Annotated in this window: 14 protein-coding genes and 2 pseudogenes; 13 read left to right on the forward strand and 3 right to left on the reverse strand. The window is 58.9% G+C overall.

Annotation, left to right across the window (positions count from 1 at the left end):
• Window positions 1–56: 56 nt before the first annotated feature.
• Window positions 57–1,007, forward strand: a pseudogene (locus P9272_RS28645) (nucleotidyltransferase and HEPN domain-containing protein).
• A 193-nt stretch (window positions 1,008–1,200) separates the two neighbouring features.
• Window positions 1,201–2,200, forward strand: a pseudogene (locus P9272_RS28650) (IS110 family transposase).
• Window positions 2,201–3,761: 1,561 nt separating this feature from the next.
• Here P9272_RS28650 and P9272_RS28655 read toward each other — a convergent pair.
• Entirely contained in the window at window positions 3,762–4,820 is a 1,059-nt protein-coding gene (locus P9272_RS28655) for an SGNH/GDSL hydrolase family protein (protein ID WP_278163127.1), read from the reverse strand.
• A 33-nt stretch (window positions 4,821–4,853) separates the two neighbouring features.
• A complete protein-coding gene (locus P9272_RS28660) occupies window positions 4,854–6,692 on the reverse strand; it encodes a carbamoyltransferase (protein WP_278163128.1) in 1,839 nt (612 codons plus the stop codon).
• Window positions 6,693–7,197: 505 nt separating this feature from the next.
• On the opposite strand from P9272_RS28660, the gene P9272_RS28665 reads away from it, so the two are divergent.
• The 7 genes from P9272_RS28665 (at window position 7,198) to P9272_RS28695 (ending at window position 15,062) form a co-directional block, all read left to right on the forward strand.
• A complete protein-coding gene (locus P9272_RS28665; RefSeq protein ID WP_278163129.1) occupies window positions 7,198–7,746 on the forward strand; it encodes a class I SAM-dependent methyltransferase in 549 nt (182 codons plus the stop codon).
• Window positions 7,747–7,902: 156 nt separating this feature from the next.
• On the forward strand, window positions 7,903–9,693 hold the full coding sequence (locus tag P9272_RS28670) for an ABC transporter ATP-binding protein (RefSeq protein ID WP_278163130.1): 1,791 nt from the start codon (window positions 7,903–7,905) through the stop codon (window positions 9,691–9,693).
• Window positions 9,694–9,832: 139 nt separating this feature from the next.
• The gene (locus P9272_RS28675) at window positions 9,833–11,029 is read left to right on the forward strand and encodes a hypothetical protein (RefSeq protein ID WP_278163131.1); all 1,197 of its coding nucleotides are present in this window, start codon (window positions 9,833–9,835) and stop codon (window positions 11,027–11,029) included.
• Window positions 11,026–12,207, forward strand: coding sequence for a hypothetical protein (locus P9272_RS28680; RefSeq protein ID WP_278163132.1), 1,182 nt, complete (start codon window positions 11,026–11,028; stop codon window positions 12,205–12,207). Before P9272_RS28675 ends, P9272_RS28680 begins: the two co-directional genes overlap by 4 nt.
• A gap of 7 nt (window positions 12,208–12,214) precedes the next feature.
• Complete coding sequence (locus tag P9272_RS28685; RefSeq protein ID WP_278163133.1) at window positions 12,215–13,375, forward strand: hypothetical protein; 1,161 nt, start codon at window positions 12,215–12,217, stop codon at window positions 13,373–13,375.
• A 286-nt stretch (window positions 13,376–13,661) separates the two neighbouring features.
• Window positions 13,662–14,351 carry a sulfotransferase domain-containing protein gene (locus tag P9272_RS28690; protein WP_278163134.1) on the forward strand — a complete coding sequence of 230 codons (690 nt, stop codon included), beginning with the start codon at window positions 13,662–13,664 and terminating at the stop codon, window positions 14,349–14,351.
• A gap of 12 nt (window positions 14,352–14,363) precedes the next feature.
• Window positions 14,364–15,062, forward strand: coding sequence for a sulfotransferase (locus tag P9272_RS28695; RefSeq protein WP_278163135.1), 699 nt, complete (start codon window positions 14,364–14,366; stop codon window positions 15,060–15,062).
• A gap of 16 nt (window positions 15,063–15,078) precedes the next feature.
• On the opposite strand, the gene P9272_RS28700 is transcribed toward P9272_RS28695, so the two are convergent.
• Window positions 15,079–16,056 (reverse strand): glycosyltransferase family 2 protein, encoded by a 978-nt coding sequence (locus P9272_RS28700; protein WP_278163136.1) that lies wholly within the window; start codon window positions 16,054–16,056, stop codon window positions 15,079–15,081.
• Between the two features lie 197 nt (window positions 16,057–16,253).
• Between P9272_RS28700 and P9272_RS28705 the strand changes: the two genes are divergently transcribed.
• The 4 genes from P9272_RS28705 (at window position 16,254) to P9272_RS28720 (ending at window position 20,253) form a co-directional block, all read left to right on the forward strand.
• Window positions 16,254–17,456 (forward strand): glycosyltransferase family 4 protein, encoded by a 1,203-nt coding sequence (locus P9272_RS28705; RefSeq protein WP_278163137.1) that lies wholly within the window; start codon window positions 16,254–16,256, stop codon window positions 17,454–17,456.
• Between the two features lie 269 nt (window positions 17,457–17,725).
• Window positions 17,726–18,520 carry a glycosyltransferase family 2 protein gene (locus P9272_RS28710; protein ID WP_278163138.1) on the forward strand — a complete coding sequence of 265 codons (795 nt, stop codon included), beginning with the start codon at window positions 17,726–17,728 and terminating at the stop codon, window positions 18,518–18,520.
• A 49-nt stretch (window positions 18,521–18,569) separates the two neighbouring features.
• The gene (locus P9272_RS28715) at window positions 18,570–19,283 is read left to right on the forward strand and encodes a hypothetical protein (protein ID WP_278163139.1); all 714 of its coding nucleotides are present in this window, start codon (window positions 18,570–18,572) and stop codon (window positions 19,281–19,283) included.
• 97 nt (window positions 19,284–19,380) lie between these two features.
• Window positions 19,381–20,253, forward strand: coding sequence for a glycosyltransferase family 25 protein (locus P9272_RS28720; RefSeq protein WP_278163140.1), 873 nt, complete (start codon window positions 19,381–19,383; stop codon window positions 20,251–20,253).
• The last annotated feature ends 321 nt before the right edge of the window (window positions 20,254–20,574 follow it).

The raw sequence follows: 20,574 nt of genomic DNA on the forward strand, positions 1-20,574 counted from the left end.
GAGCGCGGAAGCTTGTCATTGACATGCCGATGAAGGTTGCCGGTTAGATTTTGCCGCTGACTGGTCGATCCGTTCGGCCGGGCGGCGCATGTGCCTGTCTCTCGCCGCCAAAGCAGCGACAGCTCAGAAAGGCGGTTGAACTGCTCCTCGAAGAGTTCGAGGGCGCCCTCAAAGGAGGCACGGCCGACTTCAAGAAGCGTGGACGCATTCTCAAGATCATTCTCTTCGGATCTTATGCCCGCGGTGGCTGGGTCGACGAGCCGCATACCCGGAAAGAATATCGTTCCGATTGCGATCTGCTCGTGGTGGTGAACAACCGCAAACTGACCGACTTTGCGGGGTATTGGCAGACGGCGGCGGACCGGCTGATGCGCGAGGTCAACACCCCCGTCAGCTTCATCGTCCACTCTCGTAGGGAGGTAAATACGGCCCTGAGGGAAGGCCAGTATTTCTTCGTCGACATTCGTCGCGACGGGATCGTGCTGGATGAATTTGATGGGTGATCCGCTTGCTGAGGCGGGCTCTGCCGGACCAAGCGAGGTATTTCGAGCTCCTGAGAATTACTTTAATGATCGACTATCACACGCGAAGACTTTCGCTGAGATTCTGAATTCTTTATCCTAAGAGGGAAAGCGGAATAAGCGGCCTTTCTCTTCCATCAGGCGATCAAGCAGGCCTGCGCATTTCTTCTGCTCGTTCTGACGAACTACAGTCCAGCATCACACAACATCAAATTTCTCCGCAGCCTTGCAGAAGATCAGGCTCAGGTGATAGCCGACGTGTGGCCCCGCGACCAACAACGTTTTGTGGCGTGGTTCAATGTCATCAACGAAGCGTATGCGAAAGCGCGCTACTCACAGCATTTCGAGATCACTGAGGAGGCACTCCATTGGCTCTCAGGGCGGGTTTCGGATCTCATTGTTCGGATCGAAAGGATCTGCCGATCACAACTTGAGAAGCTGAAACACGAGGCTGGCGATGCGTCAGCCAGCCGGTCTTCGGCCTAGAGATGGCCCTGGTTCGATCGCCGACGGGATGACGCGTTTGCGGCCAAAGAACGAACATGACGTAATCGCGGGAGCGGTGGCCACCAAAGCTGTGGCGGCGATATTCGGAGCTCTAGCCGGCTGGCTGTCCCCGCTAGGATGAAGAACGGGCTCACGATGGACACCGGGCCCGGGCATCGAACGGAGGACAGCCATGAAGCAGTATATCGGTCTCGACGTATCCATGAAAGAGACGGCAATATCGATCCGGCAGGACGGCAAGAGGATTTGGCGGGGCAAATGCGCGTCCGACCCGCAACTGCTCGCGGCGGTGATCCGCAAGCGCGCGCCTATGCCGGGCGGGTTGTGTTCGAGACGGGGCCGCTGTCGGTGTGGTTCTACCATGCGCTGACGTCAGAGGGGCTGCCGGTGATCTGCATCGACGCGCGGCATGCCAAGGCCGCGCTCGACATGGCCGCGAACAAGACCGATGCAAACGATGCCGATGGCTTGGCACATCTGGCCGAGGTCGGCTTCTACCGAGAGGTTTGGGTCAAAGGTTTCGACAGCATGCTGATCCGCACGCTGATCACCGCGCGGCGCCAGCTTCTCAAGATGCGTTTGCAGATATCCAACCAGATCCGCGGATTGATGAAGACGTTCGGCCTCGTCGTGCCCAAGGGCGCCGGCAGTGTGTTCGAGCGCAACGTTCACGATCTTCTGCAGGGCGAAAAAAGCTGGCGCGCATCGTCGTGCCGATGCTTCGGGCATGGAGTGGTATTCGATACCAGATAGCAGAGCTGAGCAAGCAGCTGGCCGCGATGGCTCGTGAAGACCAGCACTGCCGTCTGCTCATGTCGGTGCCCGGTGTCGGCACCGTCACAGCCACCGCCTTTGCCGCGGCCGTGGAGGATCCGGCGAACTTCAGGAACTCGCGCGTCGTGGGCGCATGGGTGGGCCTGACCCCGAGACGCTACCAATCTGGCGAGGTCGACAATGACGGCCATATCTCGCGCCGTGGCGACAATCAGTTGCGCGCACTGCTATACGAAGCGGCCGCGGTCATCCTGAACCGGTCGACGGATACCAGCACCCTGCGAACCTGGGCGTTGGAGCTCAAAGAACGGCTCGGCTTCAAACGAGCCGCCGTGCATGCGATGCTCCGGACGGGCGAGCTGTTCGATCCGCACGGAGGAACGCCCGCCGCTGCCTGATCCTGCAGACGCTCGACTACGACGATTTCTTCAGGCCATTCCACCAACAGCGTTCTTACAGGACGCACCGAGCCGTCCCTGCCGGGACGTGGCTGAGCCGCGAAGCGGGAAGCAACTGCCTCGTTCAGCAGATTGCGCAACGAACATAGGAAGATCTCACCTGCGAAACTCACCCTGCGGCGATCTTTGCATCGACCGCGTAGACGACCCTGTACCCGGCATACGAACGAGCATGGACAGAAAGGACGACTGCCTTGCACTCACCCCCTTGACGGCCGAGCGATTAGACGACCCGCTGCGCGGGAGGGCGCCCGCGGTTGAGGTAGAGGACACAGGCCGGACGTCGCGCTCGCATTGAGGGTGGTTCGGCAGCGGAAGAGCATCACGAGCTTCTTCAACAAGGAGCCTGACCATGAACCATGCAGTTCTCGAAGCTTCGATCAGCCGGCTGCGGCAGCAGGCACGCGTCCGGACCAGCGCCGGGCCGACAACATCGCGCGGAAGTGCAACGAAGCGGTCTATCCGCATTCATGCCGGCGTCTCCCGGCTGCGGTCGCGCCGTCGCCGACACCGGCCGAAATCCGAAATCCCCATAGCCATCGCCTGTAGCCCGCGGGTTCCTTCCTCGGGGACTTTCGTACGCCTGCCGGCGCCCGGAACTCTTCACGAGAGCGGACAGGCCCCTTTTTTGCCAATCGGCGCATAAAGCCGACCTGCTGGAGATTTGGGCTTTGGTCAATTAAGCCGGGCGACATCTTCGAAATCTCGGCCGGAATACTGAATTAAAGCGTGGCAAACGCCGGTCGTAGGTAAACCGCTCCGAGCCCATTTCAAAAAACCGCATATGCCCACGGCAACAGGTCCGAACCACTTCCAGCTCATCCGCCGACCTTGGTCCGCCTTGTCGTATTTGAGGACAGCCACATATTGTGGCAGGACTGGGGATCGATGATGACGGCGGGATTGCTTATAGCTTGGCTGGTTGGAACCTGTATCTATTTCAAGATCGTGATGGATTGGGTTTTCGAGGCGGACATCATGGTAAGCGCCGCCATTCTGATAGCGGCTCTGGAAGGCATCTCAACCATTGCCATCGGGGGCCTCCACGCCGTCCAATTGTTAAACTACGACTGGTCCACCGGCTCCAAAAGTTCCGGCTTTCGCTCGGCGATTGAAAGAACCTCTCTCGCTTTGATCGCAACGCTTCTCTTCGACGTTGTCTGTGCTCGATTGATAATTTTTGGGTTCTCAGAGGATCTAAGCCGCGAAATTCAGAACTTTTGCAGAAGTGGCTGCTTTATCCACGGTACAATCGTTAGATTCGTAGCGATAGTTACCTTTCCACTTCTCATTAATTACGCCACGCTTGTAATATTGACCTACAAAAGGTCGAACTAGGTAGCTTTTTAAAGGTGGATTACCAAAGAGGATAGTTGTCTTCAGGATCGGCATCTTTTGCGCTGCGCCGCGTACGGATGTTCAGACGAACAAACACGCCCACTGCGCCGATGAGCAAGACGGCTATTCCTATGTATACAGCAAGGTTGCCCATCCCGCCGGTCTACGATATCGCGTTCATTTGGGTTGTATCAGGCCCGAGCAGATCGTTGCTGACTATGGCGTCGGCGATGATCCTCGCCGCCGCATCTGCCCCCTTCTCGCTGAAATGGACCTCATCCTTGTAGTTCTCGTTCAAGATCGCGCCTCCTTCCTTCGGATAAGCCAGCGCGCCGCGCAGATCAACGACCGGAACCTCCATCACCTTGCCGATATCGTCAACGATACGGCGATGCTCCCAAACAGCGCCCGGCACAGGATCCTGAGCGCTTTCCTGCCGATAGTTCGGATTGACGAGAAGAATACGCGCTCCTGCGGCTTTTGCCAGAAGAACCAGGCTGGTGAGATTTGCGCGAAAGGCGACCGGTGGATTGCCCGCGATGTGCTTCGAATTACGGCGGCCGCCTCCATGCCGCCGCACGACATTGCCAACATAGGCACTCGCGAGGTTCTGCCGTCTCTTGAACCAGCCGTAGAATCCGCCGCCCATAGCCGGCTCGTACCACGAGCAGGAATATTCCCTGTAGTCGCGGGACAGGTTCGCCAGGCGGCGGGGATGAACATCGTTATGAGTGTAATAGTAGATGATGAGATCCGGACGCAAAGGCACCACGTGAAAGAGCAGCCTTAATATGTTCTCGATGGAGGTATAGCCGCCGACGCCCGCATTGATGACTTCAATGTCGGCTCCAGCCAACAAGCTCCTCAGATGTTCACCGAGGCGGTAAGGGTAGGTGTCGCGGTCGTCGTCTATGCCAGTGCAATAGGTTGAGGACTCGCCCATGCAGACAACCCTGAAACGGCCTTCCGGCTTGGGAACCGCAATTTCAGTCCCGCGAAATCCGAGACTGTTATGACTGGATTTGCCGTCACCCGAACGCCAGGCGGGATTCAATTCGTAAAGGGTGTAGGGGTGCGGACGCACCAGCGGCGGGGGGCAGCCGAGCCATCTGGCAATCCGCCCGGGATAGCCGACCTGCAGTAGGGCCCGGTCGCCGAAGATCATCACCAGACCCTTCAGCGCGGCACGCTGTGCCCTCGTGCGTTTCTTGGCGACACTCATCTCAAGTTCCGCTGGCGCGCCGAGGCCAAAAGCTCAATCAGGCTCGAAATCATCGCGATAGTCCACGGCAAGCGACATGTCCTGGGCCGATTTTTGCAAGACGCAATTGCCGACCACCAGAATATCCAAATTGGTCCCCAGGAAGCATCGGAACGCATCCGATGGCGTGCACACGATCGGCTCGCTCCGAACGTTAAAGCTGGTATTGACCAGGACGGGACAGCCAGTGAGGGCCTCGAACCGCGAGATCAGCGCATAGTAAAGCGGGTTAGTGTCCGGATGGACTGTCTGAACCCTGGCCGAGTAGTCGACATGGGTCACCGCCGGTATTTCGGAGCGTCGGACATTGAGTTTGTCGATCCCGAACATAGCGGACTCCTCATGGGTCATCTCGCGTCGCCGGCTCTCCTTGACCGGAGCGACGAGCAGCATGTAGGGCGAATCGACATCCAACTCGAACCACTCAGATACTTTCGTCGAGAGCACCGACGGCGCGAACGGGCGAAAGCTCTCCCGGAACTTGACCTTTAGGTTCAGCATCTTCTGCATCTGAGCTGAACGTGGGTCGGCCAGGATCGACCTGCCGCCGAGCGCCCTGGGTCCGAACTCCATTCTGCCCTGGAACCATCCCACGGCCTTCCCGGACGCCAGCGCAGCCGCCGTCGTGTCGATGAGCTGATCGGTCGGCATGGTTTCGAACACAGCCTTGAGCTCGGTGAGCTGCCTCTCGATCTCGTCCTGGCTGAATTCCGGCCCCAGCAGGCTGCCTCTCATCGAATCCCGAGCGGCGGGCACGCGCCGTCCGCCCAGCTTCATGTGCCAGGCGGCCAGGGCCGAGCCAAGCGAGCCGCCGGCGTCACCGGCGGCGGGCTGGATCCACAGCCTCTTGAAGGCGCCGTCCCTCAGCACTTTGCCATTTGCCACGCAATTGAGCGCGACGCCGCCGGCCAGGCACAGGTTAGGTATCTGGAATTCGCGCGCCAGGCTTCGGGTAAGCCGCAGGATGATCTCGTCCGTCACCGCCTGGATCGAGGCCGCCATGTCCATGTGGAAGTCAGTGAGCAAGTCGGCGTCAGGCCGCCGCACCGGGTGACCGAACAGGCTGGCGAAACGCGCGTTCGTCATCCTCACGCCGGTCGCATAGTCGAAATAGCGCTGGTCAAGGCGAAAGCTCCCGTCGTCCTTCAGGTCGACCAGTTTTTCCAGGATCAGCGACTTGAACCTCGGTACGCCGTAAGGAGCAAGGCCCATCACCTTGTATTCGCCGCTGTTTATCTTGAAGCCCAGATAATAGCAGAAGGCCGCGTAGAGCAGCCCGAGCGAATGGGGAAAGTGCAGTTCCCTAACCACATCGAGAGTAGAGTCACGCCCGATCGCGACCGTGGTCGTTGCCTTCTCACCCACGCCGTCAAGTGTCAGAACCACGGCCTCGTCGAAGGGCGAAGGAAAAAAGGCGCTGGCTGCGTGGCTCAGATGATGCTCGCAAAACAGAATCCGTGACGCGTCGACGAAACAGGCGTCGATTCTTTTCAGTTCGTCATGAATGATCCGCTTTTGGAACAGCTTGCCGTTCAGCCAGGCGGGCATAGCCTTGCGAAAGGTCGAGAAGCCCTGCGGCGCGGCGTCGAGATAGGTATCGAGCAGGCGGGAAAACTTGAGCAGCGGCTTTTCATAGAAAACGACGTGATCGATGTCTCTCAAGGTCACGCCGCCGATCTGCAGGACAGAGCGGACGGCGTGCGACGGGAACCGTTCATCGTGCTTGCGACGGGTGAAGCGTTCTTCCTGCGCTGCGGCGACAATGGCGCCATCGACGACGAGGCTGGCCGCGCTGTCGTGGTAGAAGGCGGAAATGCCCAGGACACTGGTCACGATCGGGCCTTCAATATTGACGGCTCATCCGGCTTGCGTGGTTGCCCGGCTGTCTGGCGATCCAGAATGTGTCCCTTGGCGCTCGCGGCCGAAACGCCTTAATGAGCCGGCGGACCAGGCCCACCGGCAAGATCAGACCATAGAACATCAGTCCTGATATCAGGTCCAAAAACCAGCCACTTGATTGAACTCTGTCCGACATTTGTCCCCCCGTCGCAAAAAGTCGGGCCCAGTTCGTCTCACCCGCGTGTGTTACCTGCTGAGCCATCGACTGCGTGGAATGCATCTCTCACTAAATTAGCATTTTCGCAACACCGACAACTCGTATACGTTCCGTTGACCGCTGCAAGAACGGTCGTGGAAGCTTCGTTCGAAAAGAGCTTTCATCCAGCACGATTCATAATTTGCGCCTGGCGGCTGTCGCATTCGGGCCGGCATCTGGGTGCAGCAGACCGGTAGCCGCTAGGATCAGCAAGCTTGGGGGCGCCGTTTTGGAGAAGAATGATTGCTTTGGTCAAAAACTGAAAAGAGATTCAAGGGCACCTGGGAAGACAGACTTGACGGGATATTCTCCGTAGGTGTCGACTATACCGGCAAATCGGTTCTTGATGTCGGCTGCAATATGGGTGTTGTTGCCTATGAGATATCCAAGTTAAGACCCAGCTTGATCCACGGAATCGACATTCTCAGACCTCATGTCGAGACGGCGAGGATGATCTTTTTAGGCTCGCCGGTAGAGAGTCGATTTGATTGCCTCAACCTCGGCAGTCCGAGGCTGGGACGGATCCTCAGGCCGCAATATGACATCGTCATGCTTCTGGCGGTCTACCATCATATGCAGGACAGCCTTGGCCCAGGTAAGGCGCGAAGTGTGCTTTCCGACATCGTGAGGCGTGCGCAAACGATTGTCGCCCGCGTTCCTCCCAGGAAGGATAGCGAATTGATCGACGTCCTTTCAGCCGATGGCTTTTCGGTGAAGAACGCTCACGTGTCGCCGCTTGGCAGTCATGTCATTGCATTTGAGAGATACGAGCATAGCAAAAGCGTTAGTTGAGCAGGAACCGTCGGCACGTCCTCGCTCCGCAAGCGACTTTGTCGGCATTGACTGCGACCGAGAACGAAGTCACAGACGGGGAGGTGCATTAGGGCCGTCTCATAAGGAAGGACCCGAGTCCAACTGCACCAGTTTAAGATAGCGGCGGACGGTGTGATGAAGGCGAAGAAACGAATTTCAGCCGCGCTGGCGTATCCGCTGGTGAAGCGACTGATCGTTGAAAATCTGCCGCCGCACGCGATGCTGTATTTGACGGGGTTGCTGTGCTCGATCGCGGCCGCCGGCGCGACCGGCGCATCGGCCTGGATCATGAAAGTCATGATTAACACCATCTATGTGGAACGCGATGCGACCGCCGTCTGGGGCATAAGCGCCGTGATAATCGGCATTTCGTTCATCAAGGGAATCGCCGCCTACAGCCAGACGATCACGACGGGAAAGATCCGTCGTGCCATCGTCTCCGATCTGCAGAACCGTCAGTTTTCCCAAGTGGTGCGTTTCGACATCAGCCGTTTCGCCAATCAGCATCCGGCGAAGTTCGTCTCCAAGATCATGTTCAATGCGCGCGCCGGCGCATCCGTCATTCTCACGCTGACGAGCAATACCGTTTCCGACGTGCTGACGCTGATCAGCCTGACAAGTGTCATGATCAATCAGGACCCGATGATGTCGCTGATATCGGCGGCCATTCTGCCGGTCCTGTTTGTCTCGGTGGGGGCCATAACGCGGAAGATCAAGGCGCTGGCGAAGGGAGAAACGGAGCTCGCTGCGATGGTTCAGTCGATTGGCACCGAAGCCATCGAAGGCATCCGCACCATCAAGTCGTTCCAGCTTGAGGATAAAGCAGTCGCCAGCTTCGCGAAGGCCGTCCGCAAGATGGAGAAGCGCGGCATTCAGATTAACCGGACATCGGCAATCATGAGCCCGCTGATGGAGACCGGCGGGGGTCTGGTCATCGGTCTCTTCATTATCTATGCGAGTTGGCAAAGCCTCGGCAACGGCAAGACGCCCGGCGAGTTCATGGCCTTCATTACCGCCTTCCTGTTCGCCTATGAGCCGGCCAAACGGCTGGCGCGCGTCAATGTTGATATCCAGAAGCAACTGGTCGCGGTGGAGCAGATGTACCAGCTCATCGACATGCCGGTGCAGCAGTCGCAAGGAACCGGCAGCGAACGGCTGAGCGGCATTCAGGGCGCGATACGCTTCGAGGACGTCTCCTTTTCCTATGACGGCAACAGCCCGGCCCTGCATCATGTGTCCTTCGATGTGCGGCCGCGCGAGAAGCTTGCGGTAGTGGGACGCTCCGGCGCAGGCAAGACGACAATCGTCAATCTCCTTCTTCGCCTGGTCGAGCCCGGTCAGGGCAAGATCTTCATTGACGGCAAGGACAGCGCCGCGATCAGCCTCGCCGATATCCGGGACAATATCGCGCTGGTGTCGCAGGACGTGTTCCTGTTCGAAGGCACGATACGCGACAACATATGCGACGGCCGTCCGGGCGCCAGCGACGCCCAAATAGAATCCGCGGCAGACCTCGCCCATGTCAGCAGCTTTGCATCCGGCCTCGAAAACGGGCTCGACACCTTTGTCGGACCGGGCGGCACCAATCTGTCGGGCGGCCAGAAGCAACGCGTCGCGATCGCGCGCGCCCTGCTCAAGAACGCGGCGATCATTATCTATGACGAGGCGACGTCCGCGCTTGACGGCGAGAACGAGCGAGCCGTGATGGACGCGGCGTTCGACGCTGCCTCCCAGCGAACGGTGATATGCATCGCGCATCGGCTTTCGACGATCAAGGAGGCCGACCGCATCCTGGTCTTCGATGCCGGCCTCCTCGTCGATTCAGGAACTCATGAGGAACTCGCCAAGCGCTGCGAAATCTACCGTTCGATCTTCCACCTCTCGACGCCGGCGGTGGTCCAAAGCAGCAGGAAGCTTCGGGCATGACCGCGGGGATCGGAATCTATTACCACCTCGCTGACCCTCGATTGGTAAGGGAGTATGCACCGGCTCAACACGCCACGGCGTCCCTTTGCGCATCCGCGAAAACGCGATGCTGCCGGGGTAAAATTTCTCGCCTGGCCCCATGACCAGCTTTTACCATGGATCCTACCTCCGCTACGCGATCGGCGGCCTGGGCCTGCGACTGGGGCGGGCCACCAGGGCCCTGAGAAGGCTGGTCGGAGCCAACGCTCCGGTGGCCGCTCCGGCTCTGGCGCAGCAGACCAGGATCGACGCGCTGATCGCGTGCCGGGATTGGAGCAACCTGGCGGTCTGCGTCGATGAGATGGCCGCCCTCGCCAAGGATACCGCCGACCCCCGGCTGATGCAAAAGGCAGGCCAGGCCTATGAACGGCTCGGCGACTTCGCGCGCGCGGCCGAATTGCGCCTCGCGGCGCGACACTGGGGCAAAGGCGAAAGCGTGAGAGACTGGGCCGGCGAGGACGTCGGAGCCGATACGCTGCTGATCGATCTGGTCGAGGACGACCCGCGCAGCCTTGGCCGTGTCATCCGACACGCAAGGCTTGCCGGCGCGGCCGCCGCGCGCGCCGAAAACGCAACGATAAGGGTCGAGCCGCGCATCGTGCCGCTTCTGCAACGCACCTTTCCGAAGGCCACGATCATTTCCACCGGGCAGGCCGCATCCGGCCAGAAGTTCGCGACGTTCGAGCATCTCGCCTGGGTATTCGGCCGCGACGCCGCAGAGCTTGCCGCCAGTTATACGCCGCTGCGGGCGGACCCCGGTGTCGTCGAGACGTTCCGCAAACGGTATCGCGGCATGACGGACATGCCGCTGGTCGGCTTGTCATGGGGAAGCAAGTCGCACACCAAGGATGTGCCGGACTTTCCCGAATGGGCAAGGTTCATGGCGGAAACGCCGGCGACCTTCGTCTCCCTCCAATATGGCCCGATCAAGCCGGCCTTGCGGCGACTGCGCAAAGGCAACAATGCGCGTCTCATCCATGACGATAGCGTCGACCAGATGGTCGATATGGACCGTTTTGCAGCGCAAATCTCGGCGCTCGATGCGGTGGTGACGATCAGCAACACCGCAGCCCATCTGGCCGGCGCGCTCGACGTGCCGACCATCTTCCTGATCGACGACAAATTTCAGACGGCCTGGCCGGTTGCCGGTGACCGGACCCCTTGGTACCCAAGCGGCGTTGTCCTCCACAAGGACGGACGCGAATGGCCGTCGGTGCTCGACGAGGCCCGCCGCCGGCTGGCGCCGCTCCTGGCCGGGCGCTCCGATGCCGGCTCGGCCGGAGGCGGCCGAAAATGACGCGGTCGATCCTTGAAAAGGCCAGGTCCGCGGACCTTCGACCGCAGAGTAGCGCCGGCAAGCGTCTGTGGACGATCGTCGACCGGGCGAAAGCTCTTTTCAAGCGACCTTCGCTGCATTCCAACGCGGAGATCCAGCGGCACACACGGTTGATGGAAGAAAGCATTGAGCGCAGGGATTGGCCGGCGGCCCGCGACCACGCGTTGGCGATGGGCGAACTCGGCGAACGCAGCGGCGATGCCGGCCTGGTCAAGAAGGCGGGGCGGGCATTGAGACGTCTTCACGGCGGCAACCGCACCTGGCAGCTGATAGCAGCGAGCAAGCGCGTCCCGGGTAGAGCCGAATGGGACGGTAGCGATCTCGCCGGCCGAACGCTGCTCATTGACCGTCGCGCCGGCGACTTGGCGATCTTCTTTCAGTTTGCATCGCTGCTTGGTCCGGCTGTTGCAGCCGCCGATCGATGCATCCTCTTCGTCGAGCCCAGGCTGGCGTCGCTCTATCGCCGGACCTATCCGAAGCTAGATGTCAGGGTCGAGGGAGAAGAAGACCTGGACGCCGTCAGGGCTGATGTCTTCTCGGGCTTTGAGACGCTCGCGGCGCATTTCTGGCCGGACGATCCGGCGGCGCGCGTCCCCTTCGTCCCGTTGCAACCGGACCCCAGAGGGGTCGCCGAACTACGCGCCAAGTACCTGGATCGCGGTCCAGGCCCCCTGATCGGTTTCGCCTGGGGAAGCCTGAACAAAAGCAAGGACCTGCCGGCGCTGGAGGATTGGCGGAGCCTGCTCGGACGATTGCCGGGCCAGTTCGTCAGCTTGCAATATGGAGATATCGGACCGGCGCTTTCAGAACTCGAGCGCCATGTGCCGGGTCGCATCATTCACGACAACTCCATCGATCAGCTCTCGGATATGGATCGCTTTGCAGCGCAGATCGCGGCGCTCGACATGGTCGTGACAATCAGCAACACCGGCGCCAATCTGGCCGGAGCGCTGGGTGTGCCGACCATCATTGTGCTCGACGACGGTTTCCGCCTGTCCTGGCCTGCTTTTGGCGACGCCGTGGCCGCCTATCCGAGCGTGCGACTGATCCGAAAGGGCGGTCGCGCCTGGGTGCCTGCCTTGCAGGAAGCGGCCGATCTGGCGAAAAGCATCATGGGTGGGTCTCACGATGGGCAATAGCCGGATTATGCGTCAGCTTCGCCGGTTGGCCTCGCTGGCGGTGTACCGGTACAAAGTGTGGTTCAGGCGTCACCGGCGCCAACTCTTCCTTCGCCTGCGCGACGGCGACTTGGCCGTCCAGATGGCGGACTATCGGCAGAGCGTCGAGGATCGCGACTGGCAGGCCGCGCTACCCAAGGCCCTTGCCCTTGGATCAAGGGCCAAGGAGAAGGGAGAGGTCCGGCTGCTCGACGAGCTTGGCCAGGGGCTGATGCGAATGGGCGCCTACGGCCCGGCGGCCGAGCTGAAGATCGCCCGGCGCCACGTCGTCCAGGGCCGTTCGGATGGCGAGTGGCTTGGACAGGACATTTCCAGAAAAGTACTGCTCGTGGATCTCATGGAGACCGAGAAGCAGGGACTCGCCACGGCGATCCACCATGCCAGCTCGGTCGGCCGCGCGCTCGCCAGCGCGGCCCGGGTGATCGTGCTTGTCGAGCACCGGCTCGTTCCGCTTTTTCAACGTACATTTCCCGCAGCCGATGTCAGACCGGTGGGTCCCGGGAGAAAGCAGGCCTATGCCGAGGCGCAGGCCTTCGCCGGTGTCCAGCATCTGACCGCCTTGTTTGAAGCCGACGAAAGAGCGATCCGGGCGCATTTCGTGCCGCTGAAGCCGAACGCTCAAACCGTCGCCGAACTGCGGGCCCGCTATCGTAAGGACGGCCGGCCGCTGGTCGGTGTCGCCTGGGGCAGCTCAAACCCCGGCAAAGATCTGCCCCCGCTTGCGGCCTGGCGCGGCTTGATCGGCCGACCTGACCTCACCTTCGTCTCGCTGCAATATGGCCAGATCGAGGACGACTTGAAGGTGCTGACGGACGGCGTACCGGAGCGTGTTCTCTATGACCGGACCATCGACCAACTGGTTGATATGGATCTCTTCGCAGCGCAGGTCGCGGCCATGGACGCCGTGGTGACCATCAGCAATACGGGCGCGCATCTTGCGGGGGCGCTCGGCATTCCTTCGGTCTTCATACTGGGCGACGGCTTCAAACGCTCCTGGCCGGTCGAAGGCGACCACACGCCTTATTATCCCTCTGCCGTGCTGGTGTCGAAGCGGGAACGGCCATGGAGCGAGGTGATGGCAGAGGCCGATAATATCTTGACGGCTTGGGCCGGCATACATGGGCGCTAAAGGTGTGCCTCGCGATGTCAACGAGGAGCGAACTACAAAACTCAGGAAAAAAGGGCCAGGCTTCGAAGAGCTTTCGTGCGGGGAAGCGCGGGTGGCTCGGCCTGATGATTCACCAACCACTCCTTCAGAACTGAATTACCAACGGTCATGTTCCGGCCGGGCCTCAGCCAAGTTATGGAAACGCACTAGAGAGCACTCGCTGATGTTCCTTTCAAATTTATTCCGCCGACACGACAGGCCCGTTCTTGTATCGTTTCCCAAGTCCGGGAGAACCTGGATCCGCGTCATGATGAATGATCTGGGCGTTGAAATGCAATACATTCACGACGGAACGGATCACAAGCAGTTGAGAGATATATCGACAATCAATACCTCCAAATCGAGATACAGGAAAAGAAAAGTCATATTTCTAGTCCGAGATCCTCGTGACACTGTAGTTTCCGGATATTTTCAGGTCCAAAAGCGACACAAACTACAAGCTGGAACGTTTAGTGAATTCATTAGAAGTGAATTTCATGGTGTTGAAAAAATAGTGAAATTCAATTTGGGGTGGTTTACTATCATGCCAAAAATGCGCTCCATAAAATACCTCCAATATGAAGATGTCCACCGGGATACCGTCGGATCAATTTCAGGAATTGTTTCATTCCTGGGAATCCCTGCTAGCCCCAGCAAAATCATTGAGGTAGCCGAGAACCGAACCTTTGAAAAAATGCGAGCATCCGAGGCACAAGGCGACCTAGGTGCACGATATGGAGAAGTGTTGCAGCCCGGAGATAATAGGGATCCTGAAAGCTTTAAGGTGCGTCGGGGCAAGGTCGGTGGATTTCGCGAATATCTTTCTAGTGACGACATAGCCTATTGTGATGAAATTCTGGCCAACTCGCGTTATTGGGTGACACTGGACAAGGTTTTTCGGCAGAATGGTCTTAACTACCGGGCTCTTGAACAAACACGCGTTGCGGCGACGGGCTAAAGAGTTATCAGGATGCATCTGCGAACGGGATTCATCTGTGGTTGCGGACATAGCGGCACCACACTGATCGCGACAATCTTAGGGTCCCATCCAGACGTTTATCTCCCGTTCGAGGAAACCAATATCTTCTTCAAATGGACGCCGCTGGCAATGGTCCGTTACTGGAAGCTGAAGCACGCGGCGAAGTGGAACGGCAAGAGTTTGCTACTTGAAAAGACGCCCCGGCACATCCGTCGCGTCGCCCGAATCCGGAATTTGGTGCCAGGAGCCCGGTTCGTCATACCGGTGCGGGACGGTCGCGATGTCGTGGCCTCTCTGACCAAGCGCCTGGGCAATCCGAAAGAGGCGCTCGACCGCTGGATCAGTGACAACGGTCTCGTCCTTGCCGAGCGGGGCGAACCGGACGTGCTGATCTATCGCTACGAAGATCTCGTGGAAGAGCCGGCCAAGGTGGTCGAGCGGATTTGCACCTTTCTCGAGCTGGCTTACAGCCCGGACCTGCTCGACTATCACAAGCGTCCTCAGAACTGGTTCAAGTCGAGCGGCGCCCGGGCGGGGCAGCAAGGGCATGTGGCACTCCGCAACCAACAGGTCAGCCAGCCAATCTATGACGGGCGCGGACGATGGCGCTCGGAGGTCGCAGACCTCGAACTGCAGGACCTGATGCAGGGGCGAGGCGCACAGCTTATGAAGGAATTCGGCTACCGGTAGAGTCGGGAATTCCTGTCTACCAGTCGATCGGCTTGATCAGATTGGTTTCGGCCAGGTTCCGCACTCCTTGATAACGCACCGAATGGTCCGTCATAGCGCTGAGCACGGCCCTTTCGCTCGAAACCGCGTGATACTGCCGATATTTGGCCGCGCCGTTCCAGTACTGCCCCTCGTCCACCGCTGTCCGCGCCTTTTCGTTGAAGTCGGAGAAGAACTTGAAGTGAAGCAGGGCGCCGAACGCATCCGCGTAGTTGCGCCAGTAAGGCAGCGGCGCATGGATTGAGGTGAAGATGGTAGGCCGGTCGACATAGATGAGAGGAAATTTCATCAGCTTGTGCTGGCGGTCGAAAAGTCGGGTCCTGGGACCGCCGGTTATTTTCACGCCTCGGGGGCTCTTCGTCACCTGATAGCCGGTGCTGTCAAAATGATCGGCCACGTGCCAGGGCGGCACGTCAGGATCGAATTTTGCATCCCAGATGTTGCCGCCGGGATACATATCAATCATCGGCGCCAGCAGACGTGACATCTTCCGCCGCTCCAGCCAGCGGATAAGCGCGCCTAGCGGATGCCGATCCATGCCCTCATACACAAGGTATTCGTCGGCATCCACCGTGACATGCCAGCGCGGCTGTCCGTAAATCCGCGCGATACGCTGTCTCCACAGATTTCCAAGGTCCGCCTGCGCATAGCTTATCGGCGAACGGAACAGATCGACGTCCGGCTGCCCGGCGAGCATTTCCGCCGTGCCGTCGGTGGAATGGTCATCGAGCACGGCGAATCTGGTGATCCCAATTTCACGATAATGTCTCAGGAACGGCGCCAGCCGTTCGGCCTCGTTGCGCACAACAACGATCAAGGACAGATCGTCCGGCTTTAGCGGCAAGATCGGCTTTGCCGAACTAACTTCCGCACCGCCCAAGCCATGCCGTAGCCGATAAAGGGCCGTGTCGGTTATGCTTCGACGCACAACGCTTGGCCAGGCCGTTCTGCTCAATTTCGCGTTTCCTCATCCCAGAGGTGACCGAACGTCCAGGGTCTAGAATAGAAGGCTCGGACCGAGCGCCGGCTTGATCTTTGCCTGCTAAATGCAGCAATGCTAAACAAACCGCAAGCTGACGGGAAGCGGATCGATCGGCTCGGCGCCGGGCCTTCCCATATCTCGCCGCTTGAGACAGTGGGGGTGCCCTCTCGATGCAGACAACAGCTCTCCGGCCCGACGGCACGTCCCGAAACTCCATTCTGTTTGTGCGCCGGCAATATTCGCCATTCGGCGGCGGCGAGATCATGCTCGACACAATAGCCAAGGAATTCCACGCGAGGGATATGGCGGTCGCGATCATGTCGGGCGACTGGCCGACTAGCGAAGGCATAAAGTTCATTCGCTGCACCGCCCGCCATTTCCCGCGTGCGTGGCGGGCTCGATCCTTTGCCACGGCTGCCTGTCGCATGATTTCGCAGCTCGACCCGGCGCCGGTGCTTGTCCAGAGCAACGATAGGTTGCCTTGCTGCGATATCTTCCGCGCCGGAGAGGGTGTTCATGCGGCCTATCTCGCCGAGCGTCGCCGGCTGTCGAAATTGGACGGCGCAGGGCTTCACCTCAGCCTGTTTCACAAGGAAATGCTGCGCCTTGAGCGACGTACCTTTCAAAGCGCGAGGCTGAGGGCCGTGATCGCCATATCGAAAATGGTGGCCGACGACATTCGTCGCCACTACGATTTTCCGGGCGACAGGATCCACCACATCCCCAATGGTATCTCTCTGGCGGCATACAACGCTTCTCTGCGCGAGGAGCATCGGGCAAGGGTCAGAGCACAGCTGAATGTTGCCCCGGATAAGCCCGTCATTTTATTCGTCGGCTCTGGCTTCACAAGAAAGGGCCTCGCACCACTCATCGAGGCGACGGCACACCTGGAGTCCCGTCCGGAATTGTGGGTCGTTGGGCACGACACCCGAATGGAAACCTTCAGGCGCATCGCGCAAAAGCGCGGTCTGGGTGATCGAGTGAGATTCGTTGGGCCACAGAAGGATGTGAGGCCCTGGTACGGGGCGGCCGACATCGCGGCCCTTCCGTCGGTGTACGAACCCTTCGGAACTGTAGTTTTGGAAGCTATGGCATGCGGGCTGCCGACGGTAGTGAGCACGATGTGTGGGGGCCGCGAGTTGGTCGAGCGCTTCGACGCTGAGCTGGTATGTAATATTGCGGATCGGGAGGGGCTCGCGAGAAGTCTCCGTCGAGCTCTGCAGCACTCCTGCTCCCCTGGGGCTGCCGCGTTGGCCAGGCGGGCTGCGAGCAAGTACAACCTCGACACCATGATCGACAGGACCCTTTCCCTTTACGAAAGCGTCTTGGCGGAAAAGCGCCAAGAAGAGCTTGCGTGGTCGCGGCGGATCTAGGCGTGACGACAATGCAACTTTCTTTGCCTATGACGGTTCTATCCATCGACTGTCGACCGCGTCGTCCGATCGTGCTTGCGCGAGCAGCTAACGTTGGGGCATATTCGTGGGTACGAATATATTAAATCGGGCGGAAGTGGACCGCCCGTAAATTCGTTGTGCCTTTGTGGCGCTGCTGTTTGCGGCGCCGTTCTGGCGTTGGAGGTCCGGGGGCGGATGTCGGGTGATCATAAAGTCGATAGACGTCGGCTGTTGATTGGCGGTCTAAGATGATGCCGAAGCTATCGGTCATCGTCATAACCCTCAATGAAGAGGCTTGCATCGGGCGGTGTTTGGACTCCGTCAGCTTTGCCGATGAAATCATCGTGGTCGACAACGGCAGCACAGATAGGACCCGGGAAATCGCTGTCGACATGGGCGCGAAGGTGCATGTGACCGAAGACTGGCCGGGCTTCGGTGTGCAGAAGGGCCGTGCGCTGGCCGCGTCCACAGGAGAGTGGGTATTATCCCTGGACGCCGACGAGTGGGTGGAGGCCCCTCTAGCCGCAGAAATAAAAGAGGCCATTGCGGAGCCGCGAGGCTATGCGGGTTTCGAGATTCCCCGGAGATCACGCTTCTGCGGACGGGTTGTAAACCATGGAAGCTGGTCTGCGGACCGTGTCCTGCGCCTGTTTCGCAGGGAGGCCGGTCGCTTCACCGATTATCCTGTTCACGAGAAGGTTGTTTTGCGAGGTAATCTGTCTCGCCTTTCCCGGCCCTTGGAGCATGATTGCGTGACCGATCTAGGCGACGCCCATCGTAAGATCCAGATGTATGCTAAGGCATCAGCTAAGCATATGCAAAGCTTGGGTAAAAAGGGATCTGCCACAAAGGCGTTGCTCCACTCCGCTTGGGCCTATTTGAATAGCTACGTTATCCGACTCGGCATCCTTGATGGAGCAGTTGGTTTATTGGTTGCTGGTTATTGCGCAAATTATACGTACAGCAAATGGACAGCGTCGCCGTCGGTCGAGTCCGGCGACAAAGCACCCATTCGCAACAAGCCAGCTGTGAAGATGAATTGAGAAAGTCTGCGACGCAGATCTCCAGTATTTGTTATGCACAGGAAATTATATGACGGACAAGCAGTCAATCTGGATCGGTTTCGATCCTCGTGAAATCGATGCGTTTGCTGTTGCTCGCAGTTCTATCAGACGCCACATGATCTCGCCGATATCACCGCGTGGTGTGGTGTTGGCAGACCTGCGGGCTCGAGGTCTTTACACCCGCCCGACAACGCGACGGGACGGTCGTCTGTGGGACGAGATTTCGGAAGCGCCTATGGCAACCGAGTTCGCCTGCTCGCGCTTTCTTGTGCCGCATCTGGCAGGCTCCGGTTGGGCTCTGTTCATGGACTGTGACATGCTGATCCGCAGAGACCTGCAGAAACTCTTTGGACTTGCGGACCCGTCCAAGGCCGTGATGGTTGTAAAGCACAATCATCAACCGACAGAAACCGTCAAAATGGACGGGCAAGCCCAGCTCCGCTACGCCCGTAAAAACTGGTCTAGTGTCATGCTCTTTAACTGCCGTCATCCGGCTAACGAGGCTCTGACGGTCGAACTTGTAAATACCGTGCCCGGGCGGGACCTGCATCGTTTCTGCTGGCTGGATGACGATCTGATCGGCGAACTTCCACCGGAGTGGAACTGGCTTGTCGGCCACTCGGACCCCGGCGTTGATCCTTCCATCGTGCATTTTACCGATGGAACTCCGGCCATGCCTGGCTATGAAAATTGTGCTTATGCAGACGAGTGGAGGTCGGAGCTCATCCGGTGGGCGACCTGATGAGCATGATCGGCACCACCTTGACGGTCGAAGGCCTACGCAATGTTTCAACGAGGCCCTATCTCATTCATAGCGGTCGCCGAGGCTTGCATTAGACATGTGTTCGGCCGAAGCAGACGGCACGGCCGCCAGGGCCAATGTTCTCTTGATCAACCTGAACCGATCTTCAGACAGGCTGAAATTTCAGGAAGCGCAATTCCGGCGGATTGGCATGAAATTCCTGCGGCAGGAAGCCGTAGATGGAGCATTGCTCCCGCACGACCAATACCGCAAAAACGCCTTCTTATGGGAACGGCCCTTAAGTCGATCTGAGGTGGGCTGCCTCCTTAGTCATCAAGCGTGCTGGCAGTACGTGATCAGGAGCGGCTTGAACACTCTGATCCTGGAAGATGACATGGTGCTGGCGCCGGAAATTGCTACCTTCTTGCATGACGCCGGCAAGGTGGAGGGTTCCGTCGCGATCAATCTCGAGGCCCGCAAAAACTTGCGGCATCTTTCGACCAAAGCCGTAATCCTTGAGGGGCTTGGCGGCTACGGCATCTTCGAGATGTTGCTTGGAGTGACAGGCTCAGGCGCTTATCTCTTGACACCTGATGCTGCAGCTTGGCTAGTCGCGGACATCGGTCGCCGAGGGCCAATCGCCGACATCTATATTTGGAATGCTCCTAGGGTGAGACAGTTGCAGGCCGATCCCGGGTTTGCCGTACCGATGGACAAGATGAGGGGACTTTTTGGTCATCATCTGCCCCGGTTGGGAGCGACGACAATCACTCGGGACATGAGCCTTGCGCGGAAATTTGGAAACCCAAAGATGCTCATCCGCCGTGCGTTTGGCCAGCTACGCCTTGCCGGTGAAAAGCTAAGATGGTTCGGGCAGGCAACAGGCCGCCGCGTGTCTCCGCTCCCGTCGATCCATGTCAGCTACAAGGCCATCGTAGATGACTGCCTAAACGAACATTTTCCGAGATGATCAGTTGTGGATCCGGCCGATCTTAGCGAAGAGCCCAGCCCGGTCACAAACAGCTGATCGTTCTTGGTCTCTGGCCAATTCTTCGATCGGCATCGAACTCTTTCGAGTCGGGTTATTTTGCCCAGCATACAGACTTCGGCCGATGTCGGATTAGAGGCTCGGCGGTTTACACAGAATTGCGGAAATCCAATCCTTACCTGAACGAGCAGCCGCTTTCGGAAATGTCCACGAAGACGCCAGATGATGTCCAGCCGATAGATGGGTAACACTTTGAACCGGATACATGGGTTACAGTTTTCCCCCTGAGTTGCTGTCCGCCGC

Origin of the sequence: Mesorhizobium sp. WSM4976, assembly GCF_029625685.1 — a bacterium.
GTDB lineage: Bacteria > Pseudomonadota > Alphaproteobacteria > Rhizobiales > Rhizobiaceae > Mesorhizobium.

Coding starts and splice junctions, on each gene's coding strand:
- P9272_RS28705 (WP_278163137.1), top strand. CDS start 16,254: ATGCAGACAACAGCTCTCCGGCCCGACGGCACGTCCCGAAACTCCATT.
- P9272_RS28690 (WP_278163134.1), top strand. CDS start 13,662: ATGATGAATGATCTGGGCGTTGAAATGCAATACATTCACGACGGAACG.
- P9272_RS28710 (WP_278163138.1), top strand. CDS start 17,726: ATGATGCCGAAGCTATCGGTCATCGTCATAACCCTCAATGAAGAGGCT.
- P9272_RS28720 (WP_278163140.1), top strand. CDS start 19,381: ATGTGTTCGGCCGAAGCAGACGGCACGGCCGCCAGGGCCAATGTTCTC.
- P9272_RS28680 (WP_278163132.1), top strand. CDS start 11,026: ATGACGCGGTCGATCCTTGAAAAGGCCAGGTCCGCGGACCTTCGACCG.
- P9272_RS28670 (WP_278163130.1), top strand. CDS start 7,903: ATGAAGGCGAAGAAACGAATTTCAGCCGCGCTGGCGTATCCGCTGGTG.
- P9272_RS28655 (WP_278163127.1), bottom strand. CDS start 4,820: ATGAGTGTCGCCAAGAAACGCACGAGGGCACAGCGTGCCGCGCTGAAG.
- P9272_RS28675 (WP_278163131.1), top strand. CDS start 9,833: ATGACCAGCTTTTACCATGGATCCTACCTCCGCTACGCGATCGGCGGC.
- P9272_RS28715 (WP_278163139.1), top strand. CDS start 18,570: ATGACGGACAAGCAGTCAATCTGGATCGGTTTCGATCCTCGTGAAATC.
- P9272_RS28695 (WP_278163135.1), top strand. CDS start 14,364: ATGCATCTGCGAACGGGATTCATCTGTGGTTGCGGACATAGCGGCACC.
- P9272_RS28685 (WP_278163133.1), top strand. CDS start 12,215: ATGCGTCAGCTTCGCCGGTTGGCCTCGCTGGCGGTGTACCGGTACAAA.